Origin of the sequence: Streptomyces sp. NPDC058231, from assembly GCF_042882275.1 — a bacterium.
GTDB lineage: Bacteria > Actinomycetota > Actinomycetes > Streptomycetales > Streptomycetaceae > Streptomyces.
Genome location: NZ_JBHVWN010000017.1, coordinates 70654 through 85639, shown reverse-complemented (window position 1 = coordinate 85639; position 14986 = coordinate 70654). Strand labels below are relative to the sequence as shown.

Sequence of the window (14986 nt, the reverse complement as noted above, 5' to 3'; positions counted from 1 at the left end):
CGTGAGGCACCAATCCAGTGACCGGTTGCGGGGGTTAACCCCACTGCACGCACTCGCATCAGCTGCACCACCGACACGCATGCCAGCCGGATTCTGTGATCAACCAATTCGCCGAATGATGGATATCGCAGTCTCCACAGCACCCGTAGTCCGGAGGATCATTCATGTCCCGCACCACGCCCAACCGCCGGTCCGCGAACCGGGCCCTATCGGTCCTCGCCCTGCTGGCGTTGACTGCCGGCGCCGTCACCGCCTGCAGCGACCATGCCTCCGCCTCCGAGCACCCGTCCTCGCCATCCACCATCTCGTCCGCCTTGCCGGGGACCAGCCGGGCAGGCGGAGCGAAGCTGCACATGATCGACAACGGCGGTCACCGTCTGGCCTTCCACGTCACGCAGGGCCACGGCCCCACCATCGTCCTGGACTCCGGCGGCGGCGAGGACTCCTCTTACTGGAAGGATCTCGTCCCCGAACTGCACGCGGCCACCGGCGCCACGGTCATCACCTACGACCGGGCCGGACTCGGCAGGAGCGACGTGGTGCCCGGTCCGTGGAAGGTCGAGAGCGCCGTCAGCGATCTCGAGTCGGGGCTCCAGCAGTTGGGCGTCACCAAGAACGTGACCCTGGTGTCCCACTCCCAGGCCGGCGAGATCGCGACCTACTTCGCCAAGGACAACCCGAAGATGCTCTCCGGTGCGCTCCTCGTCGACGCCAACCTGCCCCCCTTCTTCACGGACGAGGAGATCGCCCGACTCGTAGCCTTCAGCCAGCCCCAGGTCGACGCGGCGAAGAAGGACCCGGACAAGCCGCAGAACCGTCAGCTCATCTCGACCGCGGAGAGCTTCGTCTCGACGAACAAGGCCTACCACAAGCTCACGTGGCCGGACGCGGTACCGGCGACGGTCATCGTCTCGGAGAAGACCCCGTTCGACGGGTCCCCCGAGGACGCCCAGCGCTGGCGGGACGCCGCCGCCTCGTTCGTCCAGGACGGGCCCCACCGAACGCTCGTCACCGCCAGGGGCAGTTCCCATGACGTCCCGAAGGACCGTCCCGGCCTCGTGCTCAAGGAGATCGAAAGCATGGTCGCCACACAGCACTGACCGTTCCTGACCAGTACGCGTGAGTGAATCCCGAACCCCCTGCTCCGTACTGGGCGCATCCCGAACGGTGTTGGATGCGCTGGGTTCCCACTTTCGCTTCCCGCTCGTCGGCGGTCCTCCGGGGGGCCGGTCCGTGGCGGGTGGGCGGGTTTCCTCACGTCTCCGGATGTCCGGTCCGGCCTGGGCGGTCCGGTGCCCCGCACGATCACTCCGGTCGTGCGGGGGCGGTGCCGTCCTTCCCCAAGCTCTCAACTCCGTTCGAGCAGGGGATACCCCATCCCGGATCGGGCGTCCGAGGGCGCGTCGCCCGATCGCGATGCGGGTCACGAAGGGGCCCCGGGGCCCCTCACGTGGCGGGCGGGGCCCTCGAACCGGTGGTAGCCGTATGCGTCGCCTCAATCGGCGGACTCGCTCAGCAGCTCGCTCGCCGCCCGGTGGACCTTCGCCAGGGCGTTCAAGAGGGATTCGCGTTCGGTGTCGGTGAGATCCGCGGTGACCTTCTCCTCGATCAATCGCCGCTCCGCTTCGACCGGTTTCTGCAGCGCACGCCCTGCGTCGGTGAGCCAGAGCCGGACGAGACGGTTGTCCCGGTCGTCTCGGCGACGGGTGAGCAGTCCGGCCGCAGTCATCCGGTCAGCCATCTTGACGACGGTGGGCGTCGTGACGTTCAACGTGGCAGCAACTTCGCCGGGCGTGCTGCCGTCCCGCTCCCACAACATCGCGAGCAGGTAGTTCTGTCCGACGTGCAGCCCATGGCGACGCATGGCCGCGTCGGCCAGGGCCCGGAGGACCTTCGACGTTCTGCCGTGCAGATCCAGGAACTCAGGCATCGGGGCCTTTCGGTCATGTGAGGGAGTGGCTGCCCAAGCAGCAAGCGAGTCAGTTGACGGCTAATCATTCACCGGCTAACGTTCTGGATTCATTAGACGGCAAACGACTTCAGGGAGCCACGATGATACTGGTCACCGGAGCCACCGGGAACATCGGCCGAGAACTCACCCGCGAACTCGACACGAAAGGCGCGAAGTTACGTCTCCTCGTCCGTGACCCCGCCCGCGCTGCCGGACTGTCCGACCGCGCCGAGCGCGCCGTCGGCGACCTGGGGGAACCCTCGACGCTGGCGCCGGCCTTCGACGGCGTCGACAAACTCTTCCTGCTCACCCAAGGCATCGGCACCCACTACACAGCCGCCGCCATCGCCGCCGCCGAGGCCGCCGGGGTGAGCCACATCGTGCACGTGTCTTCCCTCCACGTCACCCTTGACCCGTTGCCCGCCATGGCCCGCTGGCATCACGAACGCGAGGAGATCATCCGCGCCTGCGCAATACCCGCCACATTCCTTCGGCCCGGCGGCTTCATGACCAACGCCTTCGACTGGCTGCCCACCATCCGCGAGGGAAACCACGTCCTCGACCCGGTCGGCCCGGGCCGCCACGCGCCGATCGACCCCGCGGACATCGCCGCGGTGGCCGCCCTCGTCCTCACCGAGGCCGGCCACCAGGACAAGGAGTACGCCCTCACCGGCGACGACACGTTCACCGTCACCGAGCAGGTCCGGGTCCTCTCCGAGACGATCGGCCGCGACATCGAGGTCCGGGAAGTGACCACACCGGACGAGGCGGTACGGTTCCGCTTCCCCGACGGGGCGCCCCAGGCCCTCGCCGACGCCGTCACCGAGGGCTTCACACTCATGCGCGCCGACACCGTCGGGTTCCGGACGGACACCGTCGAGCGACTGCTCGGACGCAAGCCGCGGACTTTCGCGGACTGGTGCGCGCGTAACGCCGACGCGTTCCGACGAGCTGCGACCGCCTGAACCGAGAGACGGCCACGCCCTCTTCCGAAACTGCGGTTCGGTCCGCCCGCCGTACCGGTCCGCGCCGCCCGCCCGACCGCCTCCGAACGCGCACGGTCAGGACGGAGGCCGCGCGCTCGGACGGGAAATCCCCCCGTGACCGCCCAGTCGGTGCGGACTGCCGGCGCAGGGACGTTTCAGCCCTGCTGGAAGAGCTCGGCGGGCAGCGGCTTCAGCAGGGTGTACAGATCATCGGTGATGGGCCGGTCCCAGCTGGCGATGGTGACGAGCACCCCGTCGCTGCGATCGAACTGGACGCAGGAGATCCGGGTCTCGGAGAGCTTGACGCGCCGCACGATGAGCAGGTTGTCGCCCTGCATCACGGGCATGTCGTCGGTGCCGGTCACCTCGACCGGTTCGTCGTTCTCCAGTGCGAGGAGCAGCTGGGCCACCTCGAAGGGGACCTGGCCCTCCTCGGTCTCACGTGCGGGCGAACCCTCCGGGAGATTACCGATGATCATCGCGGGTCCGCGGCCGCCGAACAGGTCGTAGCGCAGGAAGACGCCCTGGCAGCTCCCGTCGGGGGCGGGCAGCAGACCGGCACCCAGATTTCCGGGCCAGTCCCCGGGATCCATGGCCAGGACGTCGAAATCCGGGCCCGCGGGTGTGGCGGCGCTACGGCGGCGGAGGAAGGACATGCAGACATGTTACGTGTCCCGGCTCACGTTGCGTAGCCGGGCCCGGCCGCATCGGACCGCGGGCTCCGCTCCGGCCACAACGGATCGACGGGAGCTCGGGCGACCCGGCCCGGCGCGGTCCTCCGGCCCTCGCACCAGGTCGGCGTCCTGGCCGGTGTCGCGCGAGGTGCCCACCCGCGAGGAGACCGCGCCCGTCGACGCTGCCGCGGTGTCGGCCGAGCCTCTGCCGGTCGGCTCCGACTGCCCCGATCGAACGGTTCCGTGATGCCCGCGGCCGATCCTCCGGCCACGCCCGTGTCCTCGCGCGCCCGCCCTCTCGCAGAGGGTTCACCGGGCGGATGTTCATCGGTTCCGCGCCAGCCGGGTGCGGGATCGCATGGCTGCCCGCCCGGGATCACGGGGCACCTCTCAGCCGGACTCGGCCGCCAGCGCCTGAAGCACGCCCAACGCCTCGACGCCGCGGTCATGGGGAACGAACAGGTGGTCGTGGTGGTAGCCCGCCACCACGTTGCAGCTCACCCCCGCGTCGGTGAGCGCGAGTGCCACGGCAGCGGTGAGTCCGACGGCGTCCAGTGCGGAGTGGACACGGAGGGTGATCCAGGCAGCCACGTAGTCGTAGGCCAGCCCTGCGGCAAGGGCTTCCGCCTCCGGAAGCACCAAAGTCAGCCCCTCGCGCTCGGCGACCGTCACCACGGGGTTGGCTCCGGCGGGCACCGTGCCGTCGGGGATCGTGGTGAAGACATGACGGCCGGGGTTCAGCTCCGGCCGCATGCCGCTCAGCAGGGTTCGCAGATCACGCTCGCCAGTCATGATCACCACGCTACTGCGGCGGCCCCGGGAGTGTGACGTGCGGTTCCGTTCGTGGTGTCGGGCCACCCGGCCCGATTGCCGCAGGACGGCGTGCACCACTGGCGTGGGGTGGTGGACGAATTGAGCACCGCCGGGATGGACGCTGCGCAGGGTGCGGCCGCAGACCGTGGAGTTCCGACAGGGCGACGCGCGGCGCCGGCACACGCGTCTCAACTGCCGTTCCACGGAGAACGGTCGGGTGCGCGAACAGCTCCGGCGCTGAGCCTCCGAACGCCCGTCGCGGGCGCACGGCCGTCAGGTGAGGTCGAACTCTCCGTCGCGGGCGTTCACCACGAAGGCCCGCCATTCGTGCGGGGTGAAGATCAGCGAAGGGCTCCCGGGTTTACCGGCGTTGCGCATCGCGACGAATCCTTCGACGAAAGCGATCTGGACGTCCCCGACCCCCTGGGTACCCGGCCGCCAGTCGGCGTTGCTGAGGTCGAGATCCGGCTTTTCCCACCCGGCAAAGGACTGCTGGGTGGTGATGCTCTCGGCCACGTCGGCTCCTCCCGCTCGTCGTACCGGAAAGCCTAGCCACCGTCAGCGGTCCCGGACAGGCCGCGGCCGGGGGCCGTTCCACCGCTCCGGCCGGATCCCGGCGGGCCCGCCGGTCGGCCGGCTCCGGCCGGCTGCGCCGAGAGGAACGGCGTCCGGCCGTCGCAGGCACGGGGCATGCCCTGTGCGGCCTTCCTTCACCCGGCCCTGGCCTCGCCTGTCCGTGTCCCCGCCCGGCCGATACGCGCAGCGGATCATGCCGGAGGCCACGGGGTTGGGCCGCCGGATTCATCCGCAGGGCCGGCGTCGGGTCCGGTACCACGGAACCCGGTGGACCCCCGCCGTTCCCCCGTCGGTGAGGCCGGGGCGTTCCGGGCTCATCGGTTCGCGCCGGGAGGGAGCGGCGTACCGCAGTCTCACCCGAGTGCGCCGCCGCGCGTCCACCACATACGCGGGGCGGTCGTGCAGGCGTAAGCCATTCGGGCACGGGATGCACCGATCCGCTCACCCTGCGTGGCATTGGAGGGTGATCGCCCATAACTTCGGCTCATGCAGAAACGACACATCGGAAGTTTTGCGTGTATCGCAGCTGCCTCGGCGACCGCAGCCGTGGCCACCGTTCCGGCCTGTTCCGCTGCTGCGCAGACACGGCGTGTGGTGCATCCGGGCCAGTCGATCCAGGCCGCGGTGAACGCCGCGCGGGCGGGTGACACCATCGACATCCAGCCCGGCACCTACCGCGGGAGCATCCTGATCACGAAGCCGGGCCTGACCCTCCGCGGCAGCGGAAGCAAGACGGTGATCGTGCCGGGTGCGGCCGGGACCAAGGCCGCGGACGCCTGCACCAAGGCCGGCAACGGCATCTGTGTCCAGGGCACGTCGGGCCACACCATCGGTGCGGTGAGCATCCGCTCGCTGACCGTCTCCGGATTCAAGAAGAACGGTGTCTGGGCCTCCTGGACCGACGGCCTGAAGGTCCGTTCGGTGACTTCCCAGCACAACGGCGTCTGGGGCATCTCCGAGCAGAGGTCCACCCGCTCCGAGATCCGTAACAACACCGCCCGCTCCAACGGCGACGCCGGCATCTTCGTCGCCAACACCGTGGACGAGGAGGGCGGGGCCACCGATACCCACGGCACCGCGATCACCGGCAACACGCTCAAGGACAACCGCATCGGGTTGACCGTCCGCCGGGTCCGTAATCTCTCGGTCGCGGACAACGCCCTCACCGCCAACTGCAGTGGCGTGTTCGTCGTCGGCGACGAGGGCAAGCCGCAGGCCGGGGCGATGACCATCCAACACAACAGCGTCACCAACAACAACAAGTCCTGTGCCGCCACCCCCCGGCTGCCCGCCATCAAGGGCTCGGGCATCGTCCTCACCGGCACCGTGGACACCACGGTGCGCGGCAACACGGTGACGGGCAATGTGGGTACCGGCCCGCTCTCCGGCGGGATCGTGCTCTTCAAGAGCTTCGTCGGCGCCCACAACAAGAACAACACCATCAGCGGCAATGTGGCGCAGGGCAACCGGCCCGCGGACCTGATCAACCAGGAAGCCGGAATGGGCAACACCTTCGTCAGCAACGTATGCGCGAAGTCCACACCGGCCGGCATGTGCTGACCGGTGTCCCCCCGCACGAGGAGAAGCGAGACGGCATGACAACCGTGAGCACCACCACCCCGACCCCCATCGCCACGACGCCCCTGCACACCCCGCAGGCGGGTATGCGGCTGCGTGAGATCGTGTTCGGCGCCGCCTGCGCCGCTGCCGTGCGCGCGGCGGCCCGGCTCGGCGTCGCCGACGCACTCGGAGAGACGCCGCTCGGCGCGGAGGAGCTGGCGTCGGAGCTGAACACCGAGCCGAAGCCGCTGCAGCGCCTGCTGCGTGCCCTGTCCTGCTACGGGATCTTCGCCGAGACCGCCGACGGGAAGTTCGTCCACACCGACATGTCCCGGCTGCTGCGCGAGGACGACCCGAACAGCCTGCGGTACATCTCCCTGTGGTGCACCGAACCGTGGACCTGGGAGGTCTGGCCCCACCTGGACGACGCCGTGCGCACCGGCACAAGCGTCTTCCCCGACGTGTTCGGCAAGGGTTTCTTCGACTACCTGCACGAGGACGCGCACGAGTCGGCCCATGTCTTCAACCGGGCGATGACCACCTCCAGCATGCAGTCCGCGCTGGATGTCGCCGAACTCCTCGACCTGGCGGGGGTGTCCGCCGTCGCCGACATCGGTGGCGGTCAGGGACACGTGCTCGCCAGTCTGCTGGAGAAGCACCCGGGGGTCCGCGGCACACTGATGGATCTTCCGGGCGTGGTGGCCAGGGCCGACGCCCGGCTGCGCGACGGCGGTCCGCTCGCCGGCCGGACCACCATCGTCGCCGGGGACTGCCGCGAGGCGATCCCGGTGGAGGCCGATCTCTACATCATCAAGAACATCCTGGAATGGGACGACGAGAGCACCCGCAGGACACTGCGGAACGTCATGGCGGCGGCTCGGCCGGGTGCCCGGGTCGTCATCATCGAGAACCTCGTCGACGACACCCCGTCGATGCGGTTCACCACCGCCATGGACCTGCTGCTGCTCCTGAACGTCGGCGGAGCGAAGCACACCAGGGAGAGCCTGATCTCGCGGATGACGGAGGCGGGACTGACCGTCGGCGACATCAGTCCGGTCAACGCGTATCTGCACGCGTTCGAGTGCATCGTGCCTGCCTGATCCGTCCACCCGCGTCCCGGATGAACCGGTGCCGGGGGAAATCCGTCCCAGGAGATCCCCGGCACCGGAAATCGCTCCGGGTCCGGCCGATCGGCCGGACCCGGAGCGATTCTTCCTGTGTCTCAGGCGGGGGAACCGCTCTCCCACCGGTAGAACTCGTGCGCCATCGCGTCCTTCGGACCACGCCAGGTCTTCGGGTCGTAGGGGCTGATGAACTCGGTGAGCTTCTCGCTGAGGTCCTTGAACTCCGGGTGCTGCGTCACCTTGGCGATCTCCGGGCCCGGCGGGCGGTCGGACTCGATCAGGTGCAGGTACACGTCGCCGAACTGGAACAGCTTGCGCCGGGTGACCCCGACGAGGTGCGGCAGTTCGCTGCCGTCGGAGGCGGCGAACAGTTCGGCGATGTCCGGCGCGGACTCCGGTGCCATCCGGGCAACGATCAGAGCATGGTGCATCGGCAGGATGCCTTTCTGGTACCCCGCCGGTGCGGCGGGGTGGCCGGATGTGGGTGTGCGGGCGTCAGCGGGCGTTGACCGGGGCGGTCCGGCGCTCACGGTCGCGCTGCTCGATCTTGTCCCGGATGAGTTCCATCTGGACACGGGAGTTGCGGTTGATGTTGTCGGTCATCCACGCGTCGTCGACGGGTGCGTCGGGCCGCATCGCGAAGTCCTGGGCCCAGTGCATCTTCGTGCCGCCGGGGACCTCCGAGTACTCCCACCGGATGTTCATGTGCTGGAACGGACCCGGCTCGACGCGGCGGGCGATGACCGTCCGGGTGGAGCGGTCGGTGGTGCGCTCGGAGACCCAGCTCCAGACCTTGTCGTTCTCGTCGGGGTGCATCGTCAGCCGGAACGTCGTCCTGTCGCCGGCGCGCTCGATGACCTCGACGGACGCGTACTCACTGAACAGCCGCGGCCAGTTCTCGAGATCGTTCGTGACGTCCCAGACCAGGTCCAGCGGGGCGGCGATGGTGATCTCGTTCTCGGTGTGTCCGGACACTTCAGGCTCCTGTCATGAGGTTGTTGTTGACGAGGTCGAGGAACTCACGGGGTGTCTTGCACCGGTCGGCGTCGGCGGGGAGCGGCTGGCCGTGCCGGTTCTCCAGCACACCCACGATGCCGAGAAGTCCCAGCGAGTCCAGGCCGTACTCGTCGAAGCCGGACGCCGGCCGGTTCTCCATGTCCAGCGGGTCGACGGTGACTCCGGCGCCCTTCTTCATCAGCGCGGCCAGCTCCTGGTAGGTCAGTGGGTCGGTCATGAGGGCTTCTCCTTCTCATGCGTGTTTGTCGGTGGGGTGCCGCAGTACGACGGCCGCATTCGAACCCATGAGGCCGCGGCTCAGCACGAGTGCCGTCCGCAGTTCGGCGGGGCGCGCCCGGCCGGTGACCACATCGAGGTCGTGGCACACGTCGATGACGTTGGGAGTGGGGGGTATCAGTCCGTTCTCCATGGCCAGTACGGCAGCGGCCGTGTCCAGGACCGGAGCTCCGCAGTAGGCTCGGCCGATACCGGTCTTCGGCGCCGTCACCGGGACGCTGCGGCCGTGCCCGCCGAGGGCGTCGGCGATGGCAAGCGCCTCGGCACGGTCCGCAGCGGGTACGCCGAGCGCGTCGGCGAACACCACATCGATCTCCTCGGGCGCGCAGCCGGCTTCCCGCAGCGCGCCGCTGATGGCCCGGGCGAGCCCCTCCCGGGACTCCTCCCACCGGGACGCCCCGGTGAACGTCGCGGCGTGGCCCGCCAGTTCGGCACGGACCCGGGCACCGCGGCGGATGGCCGCGCCCTCCTCCTCGACCACGAGCATCGCACCGCCCTCGGCGGGCACGAAGCCACAGGCTCCTTCGGTGAACGGGCGGTAGGCCCGCGCCGGGTCGTCGCACACGCTCAGGTCCTGGTACCCGATCTGGCAGACGACCGAGTACGGCGCCAGGGGGGCCTCGGCGGCCCCGACGACCACGGCGTCGGTGCCACCTCGGATGGACCGGGCGGCGTGCGCCAGGGCGTCCAGGCCGCCGGCTTCGTCGCTGGCCACGACGGCGCACGGTCCCTTGAATCCGCCCCGGATGGAGATCTGTCCGGTGCTGGCGGCGTAGAACCAGGCGATGGACTGGTAGGGGCCGACGTACTTCGATCCCTGCCCCCACAGCCGCTGCAGTTCGCGCTGGCCGAACTCGCCGCCGCCCGATCCGGCGGCGGTCACCACTCCGACGGCGAACGGGTCGTTCTCGTAGTCGGCGCGGCCCATCCGGGCGTCGTCGAGGGCGAGATCGGCGGCAGCCATCGCGAAATGCGTGAAACGGTCGGTCTGTACGAGGTAGCGTTCTTCGACCAGGTCCACCGGGTCGAATCCCCTGACCTCGCCCGCGACCCGCAGCGGCAGATGTTCGCAGCCCTCGCGGGTTACGCGGTCCAGGACGCTCACACCTTCCTGCGTGCTCTTCCAGAACGACTCGGTGGTCGTTCCGTTGGGAGCGACGACACCGATTCCGGTGACGACCGTGCGCCGGGCCTTTCGGGTGCTCATGGTGTCCTCCCACCTGTCCTGGTCAGGGCCACCGCGGACTGGAACCCCCCGAATCCGCTGCCGACCGACAGAACGCTGCGCAGCTTGCAGGGACGTGCGGTACGCGGCACGTAGTCGAGGTCGCACTCCGGGTCCGGGGCTTCGTAGTTCGCCGTCGGCGGCACCGTCTGGTTGACCAGGGCGAGCACGCAGGCGGCGATCTCGATTGCTCCGATTGCTCCGAGCGAGTGACCGACCATGGACTTGATCGAGCTCATGGGCACGTTGTAGGCGTGCGATCCGAGGGCCCGCTTCACGGCGGCCGTCTCGTGCCGGTCGTTCTGCTTGGTGCCGGAACCGTGCGCGTTGACGTAGTCGATCTGTGACCCGTCTATCCGGGCGTGGCCGAGAGCCCGGTTGATGGCTTCGGCCATCTCCAGCCCCTCGGGGGTCAGCCCGGTCATGTGATAGGCGTTGCCGAAGGTGGCGTAGCCCGCGATCTCGCAGTACACGGTCGCGCCGCGGGCGCGGGCGTGCTCCAGCTCCTCCAGGACGAGTACGGCTCCGCCCTCGCCCATGACGAAACCGTCCCGCCGCGCGTCGAACGGCCGGGAGGCGTGCTCCGGGTCGTCGTTGTTCGCGGAAGTCGCCTTGATCGCGTCGAAGCACGCGACAGTGATCGGGGTGATCGGCGAGTCGGACGCGCCGGCGATGCACACGTCGACCCGGCCCTCCTCGATGGAGTGGAAGGCGTATCCGATCGCGTCGAGACCGGAGGTGCATCCCGTCGAGACGGTCTGCACCGGGCCGTGCGCACCGACCTCCTCCGCCACCGCCGAGGCGAGGGAACTGGGCGAGAAGGCCCGTTCCAGGTGCCGGCCGGCCGGACGGTGGTCGACGTCCCACCGGGCACCGCTGCCGCTGACTGCGACGTAGTCGTGCTCCAGCCGGGTGGTGCCTCCGACGGCGGTGCCGAGGGACACTCCGATGCGCCAGGGATCGACCTTCTCCGGATCGAGCCCCGCGTCGCCGAGGGCCTCCCGGGCGGCGACCAGCGCGAACTGGACGTACCGGTCCGAGCGTGCGATCTCCTCCTCGTCGAGGCCGTGGGCCACCGGATCGAAGTCGCACTCGGCGGCGATCCGGGAGCGGAATCCCGCCGGGTCGAAGAGAGTGATGCCCCGTGTGGCGGTGCGCCCGTTGGCCAGGAGGTCCCAGAAGGCCGGCGTCCCGATTCCGCCCGGGGCGACGACGCCGACCCCGGTGACCGCCACGCGCCGGGTCATGAAGCGGCCCCGGTTCGTTCTGGCGGCGCGGTCCGGTCCGCGGTGTCGGTGTGCTCGGTGTCGACGTGGCCGAGCTCCGGGCGCGGGGCGAGTGGGCCGAGGTGGAAGACCAGGCGGGCTTCCACGTCGCCCACGTTGCGGAACCGGTGGCGTACGTGCGGAGGGATCAGCAAGCCCTGGTCGGGCCGCATCTGATGCGGTTCGCCGTCCAGGTCCACCTCCAGGAGACCGTTCACGACGTACACGAACTCCTCCGAGTACGGGTGGTAGTGCTCGCCGATGCGGTCGCCGGGCTGCACGATGGCAAGGCCCATGAATCCGCTGGTGGCGCCCACCGTCGTCGGCGTGAGCATGGCGCGCAGATCGCCTCCGCGCCTGCGGTTGGGCTCGGTCTCACTGAGGTCCACGATGCGTGGCCGGTGCGTGGTCATGACTGCTTTCCTCCTGGCGCAGTGCGCGTGAATTGACGGGTTGAGCGAGAACCCCCCAGGGTGCTGACGCGCGGGTCAGGACTCCGCGGCGCGCCGGTCGGTGATCAGCTTCATCTCGGAGTGGTCGATGAAGCGGGAGATCTCCCGGTCGTTCATGGGGACGGCGTTGGCCTCCTCGTCGAGCAGGCGGCCGAGGCCGGCCAGCTTGCCGGGGCCGTCCACGCCGACCGCCTTGGCGGGCTGTGCGTCGAGCGGGCCGACGGCTTCGAGGAGCCGGACGACGATGTCGTCGCGCTGGAAGATGGTGCTGCTGGCGATCGGGCTCGTCGGGTCGTCGGCGGCCTCCTCGTCGTGGCCGGCGAGGAGCCGGGCGAGTTCCATGCCGCAGCCCTCCTTGGCCTGGTAGAAGAGCGCGTGGCGGCGGACCTCGGCGGCGTTGTGCCGGCCCGTCGTCACGTGGTGGACGGTGGGGAGCGCCGCGCGGGTGAAGAACATCCGGGCGGAGTTGGGGTCGGTGAGGTCCCGGTCCTGCTCCAGGTACGGGTTGATCGCTTCCTCGACGGCCCTGACCTCGGGCTGCCGGGACACGTGGCGAAGCGCCGCGAGGAGGTCGCCCTCGACCTCCACGGCGCGTACGACACGGTTGCCGTGCATGAACAGCGAGGTGCGGCGCAGCCGGGTGTGCTCGTCGACGCGCGCCTGCGGCGAGTCGTAGTCGGCCAGGATCTTGGCGACGATCTCCTCGGTGCCCGGCTGGACGGTGAACGTGAGCGCGTGACGCACCACACCGTCGCCCAGCCGCGGCGAGGACTGGAGGCCGCCCTTGGCCGGCTCCGCGACGCCCTCGAAGGCGCTGCCCGTCTCGCGCAGAATGCTGTAACGCAGCGAGCGTGTGTCGCGTACGCAGCTGTGCAGAGGCTGTACCGTTTTGACGTGCTCCTCGCTGTTGACCCACGCGAGGAACGGCGGAGCGCTCTCCCATTCGCTGGTGATCAGCCATTGGGAGGGGTTCTCGATCGACTGGCAGAGCTGGTCGCTGATGTGTCCGGGGACGGATGCCACCTGGTTGCGCATGTCCTCGTACGCCTCCAGGAATTGCTTCTGGGCTCCGTCGTGCAGATCGAGCAGCAGCACGATCCGTAGCCTGGAGCCGTCGAAGGCGGACTGCGAGATCCGTTCCGAGAGGGTGGTCATGTTGCGCTCTCCTTCGAGAAGGCGCGGTGGGCCGTTTCAACCGGCCGACCGTCAACCGTCGGTTGTCGTGTGAGATCGGAGCGGGGCTTCTCCCGGCGAACCGGTACGGTCCGCCCCCGGACCGCGGGCATCGTCTCCGTGACCGATCGTGAAACGCTGGTCCGCCCGACGCGAGATTTATGAACCGTTCAGGTGAGCAGCGTTCCGGCAGCCGTCCGAACAGCTCCCGCAAGGGCATGGACAGAGCATCTGTACGGCGTCCTAGCTGGAGCACTGATGAACGAGAACGTCGACCACCGCGTACCAGTCCTCATCGTGGGCGGCTCCCTGGTGGGCCTGTCCGCATCGCTTTTCCTCGGCCGGCTCGGCATCGAGCACCTGCTGGTCGAGAAGCACGCCGCCACGTCCACCCATCCGCGTGGGCGTGGCAACAACGTACGGACGATGGAGGTGTTCCGCACGGCCGGAGTGGAGCAGCGCATCCGGGATGCCGCTTCGGTCCTCGCGGACAACCATGGAATCCTGCAGGCGGGTTCCCTGACCGGCGACGACCAGGAATGGCTGTTCAAGGAGATCGATCCAGGCGGCGGACTGGCCCGTTTCAGTCCGAGCGGCTGGTGCCTGTGCAGCCAGAACGATCTGGAGCCGGTGCTGCTCGCCCAGGCGCGTGAACAGGGCGGTGACCTGAGGTTCTCCACCGAGCTGCTGAGTTTCGACCCGAATGGGTCAGGGATCGACGCGGTGCTGAAGAACCGGGAGACCGGCGAGCACACCCGTGTCCGCGCCGATTACCTGATCGCCGCCGACGGGCCGCGCAGTCCGGTCAGGGAGCAGCTGCGGATCGGCCAGTCGGGTCACGGCGACCTGTTCCACAACGTGAGCATCACCTTCCGGTCCAGGAAGCTCGCCGATGTGCTGGGCGACCGGCGCTTCATCGTGTGCTACCTCACCAACCCGGCCGCGGAGGGCGCCCTGCTGCCCGTGGACAACGAGCGGGACTGGGTGTTCCACGCGCCGTGGAAACCCGAGGAGGGCGAGACCCTGGAGGACTTCACCGACGAGCGGTGCGCGGAGCACATCCGCCGGGCCACCGGTGCACCTGACATCGATGTGGAGATCACCGGCAAGGCCCCGTGGCACGCCGCGGAGCGCGTCGCCGACCGGTACGGGTCGGGCAGGGTGTTCCTCGCCGGTGACTCGGCCCACGAGATGTCCCCGACCGGGGCGTTCGGCTCCAACACCGGTATCCAGGACGCGCACAACCTCGCCTGGAAGCTCGCCGCCGTGCTGCGCGGCGAGGCGGGGCCTGGGCTGCTGGACACGTACGAGGCGGAACGGCTGCCTGTGGCGCGGTCGACGAGCGAACGGGCCTCGGCCCGTTCCGCCGAGCACAGCCACCCCGGCTATGCCCCGGCTCCGGGTATGGGCGGCGGGAAGCAGGGCGGCCTGCTGCCGGTGGCACTGGGCTACCGCTACGTCCGAGGGGCCGTGGTGGGTGTCGACCCCGAACAGCCGGTGGTGCCGCGCGGCATGCAGCTGACGGGCGAACCGGGTTCGCGGTCACCGCACCTGTGGGTCCGTCAGGCGGGCGTCCGCAGGTCGACGCTGGACCTCTACGAGCGGTCGTTCGTGCTGCTCTGCGACGGCGGGGACGTTGCGTGGCGTCGGGCCGCGGCACGCGTCGCCGACCGGCTGTCGGTGCGGCTCGACGCGTTCGGTATCGGCTCCGGATCCGATCTGGAGCCGGAGAACGGGGCGGACTGGGCCGAGGTCCACGGCACCACCGCCGAGGGCGCTGTCCTGGTGCGCCCCGACGGCTTCGTGGCCTGGCGATCGGCCGGTGCCGTATCCGATCCGGAGGCGGTCCTGCTGGAGGTCCTGTCCACCGTGCTCAGCCGGAACTGACCGGACC

At 69.5% G+C, this 14986-nt stretch carries 16 protein-coding genes; 5 read left to right on the top strand and 11 right to left on the bottom strand.

Going from position 1 to position 14986, the window contains the following annotated elements; all coding sequences use genetic code 11:
* Positions 1-164 precede the first annotated feature (164 nt).
* The gene (locus ACFVXE_RS15115) at positions 165-1100 is read left to right on the top strand and encodes an alpha/beta fold hydrolase (RefSeq protein ID WP_389671573.1); all 936 of its coding nucleotides are present in this window, start codon (positions 165-167) and stop codon (positions 1098-1100) included.
* Between the two features lie 395 nt (positions 1101-1495).
* Here ACFVXE_RS15115 and ACFVXE_RS15110 read toward each other — a convergent pair whose 3' ends face one another.
* The gene (locus tag ACFVXE_RS15110; RefSeq protein ID WP_389671572.1) at positions 1496-1930 is read right to left on the bottom strand and encodes a MarR family winged helix-turn-helix transcriptional regulator; all 435 of its coding nucleotides are present in this window, start codon (positions 1928-1930) and stop codon (positions 1496-1498) included.
* A 122-nt stretch (positions 1931-2052) separates the two neighbouring features.
* Here ACFVXE_RS15110 and ACFVXE_RS15105 point away from each other — a divergent pair, with 122 nt between their 5' ends.
* Positions 2053-2916 carry an NAD(P)H-binding protein gene (locus tag ACFVXE_RS15105; protein ID WP_389671571.1) on the top strand — a complete coding sequence of 288 codons (864 nt, stop codon included), beginning with the start codon at positions 2053-2055 and terminating at the stop codon, positions 2914-2916.
* Positions 2917-3092: 176 nt separating this feature from the next.
* Here the strand turns inward: ACFVXE_RS15105 and ACFVXE_RS15100 are convergent, their stop codons facing one another.
* The 3 genes from ACFVXE_RS15100 to ACFVXE_RS15090 form a co-directional block, all read right to left on the bottom strand.
* Positions 3093-3593, bottom strand: coding sequence for a hypothetical protein (locus tag ACFVXE_RS15100; protein ID WP_030928952.1), 501 nt, complete (start codon positions 3591-3593; stop codon positions 3093-3095).
* A gap of 408 nt (positions 3594-4001) precedes the next feature.
* Positions 4002-4403, bottom strand: coding sequence for an ACT domain-containing protein (locus ACFVXE_RS15095; RefSeq protein WP_389671570.1), 402 nt, complete (start codon positions 4401-4403; stop codon positions 4002-4004).
* 294 nt (positions 4404-4697) lie between these two features.
* Positions 4698-4940, bottom strand: coding sequence for a DUF397 domain-containing protein (locus ACFVXE_RS15090; RefSeq protein ID WP_389671569.1), 243 nt, complete (start codon positions 4938-4940; stop codon positions 4698-4700).
* A gap of 546 nt (positions 4941-5486) precedes the next feature.
* On the opposite strand from ACFVXE_RS15090, the gene ACFVXE_RS15085 reads away from it, so the two are divergent.
* Complete coding sequence (locus ACFVXE_RS15085) at positions 5487-6560, top strand: nitrous oxide reductase family maturation protein NosD (protein WP_389671568.1); 1074 nt, start codon at positions 5487-5489, stop codon at positions 6558-6560.
* Positions 6561-6595: 35 nt separating this feature from the next.
* Positions 6596-7660, top strand: coding sequence for a methyltransferase (locus ACFVXE_RS15080; protein WP_389671567.1), 1065 nt, complete (start codon positions 6596-6598; stop codon positions 7658-7660).
* 122 nt (positions 7661-7782) lie between these two features.
* Here ACFVXE_RS15080 and ACFVXE_RS15075 read toward each other — a convergent pair whose 3' ends face one another.
* The 7 genes from ACFVXE_RS15075 to ACFVXE_RS15045 all read right to left on the bottom strand — a co-directional run bounded on the left by ACFVXE_RS15075 (position 7783) and on the right by ACFVXE_RS15045 (position 13074).
* The gene (locus ACFVXE_RS15075) at positions 7783-8115 is read right to left on the bottom strand and encodes a TcmI family type II polyketide cyclase (RefSeq protein WP_389671566.1); all 333 of its coding nucleotides are present in this window, start codon (positions 8113-8115) and stop codon (positions 7783-7785) included.
* 64 nt (positions 8116-8179) lie between these two features.
* On the bottom strand, positions 8180-8659 hold the full coding sequence (locus ACFVXE_RS15070) for an SRPBCC family protein (RefSeq protein WP_389671565.1): 480 nt from the start codon (positions 8657-8659) through the stop codon (positions 8180-8182).
* A 1-nt stretch (position 8660) separates the two neighbouring features.
* A complete protein-coding gene (locus ACFVXE_RS15065; RefSeq protein WP_389671564.1) occupies positions 8661-8918 on the bottom strand; it encodes an acyl carrier protein in 258 nt (85 codons plus the stop codon).
* 15 nt (positions 8919-8933) lie between these two features.
* Positions 8934-10184 carry a ketosynthase chain-length factor gene (locus ACFVXE_RS15060; RefSeq protein ID WP_389671563.1) on the bottom strand — a complete coding sequence of 417 codons (1251 nt, stop codon included), beginning with the start codon at positions 10182-10184 and terminating at the stop codon, positions 8934-8936.
* Complete coding sequence (locus ACFVXE_RS15055; RefSeq protein ID WP_389671562.1) at positions 10181-11449, bottom strand: beta-ketoacyl-[acyl-carrier-protein] synthase family protein; 1269 nt, start codon at positions 11447-11449, stop codon at positions 10181-10183. The genes ACFVXE_RS15060 and ACFVXE_RS15055 overlap by 4 nt, the downstream gene beginning before the upstream one ends.
* Positions 11446-11880 (bottom strand): cupin domain-containing protein, encoded by a 435-nt coding sequence (locus ACFVXE_RS15050; RefSeq protein ID WP_389671561.1) that lies wholly within the window; start codon positions 11878-11880, stop codon positions 11446-11448. The genes ACFVXE_RS15055 and ACFVXE_RS15050 overlap by 4 nt, the downstream gene beginning before the upstream one ends.
* A 75-nt stretch (positions 11881-11955) precedes the next feature.
* A complete protein-coding gene (locus tag ACFVXE_RS15045; protein WP_389671560.1) occupies positions 11956-13074 on the bottom strand; it encodes a SchA/CurD-like domain-containing protein in 1119 nt (372 codons plus the stop codon).
* Positions 13075-13350: 276 nt separating this feature from the next.
* Here ACFVXE_RS15045 and ACFVXE_RS15040 point away from each other — a divergent pair, with 276 nt between their 5' ends.
* Positions 13351-14979, top strand: a complete 1629-nt coding sequence (locus ACFVXE_RS15040) for an FAD-dependent oxidoreductase (protein WP_389671559.1) — start codon at positions 13351-13353, stop codon at positions 14977-14979.
* Positions 14980-14986: the final 7 nt, after the last annotated feature.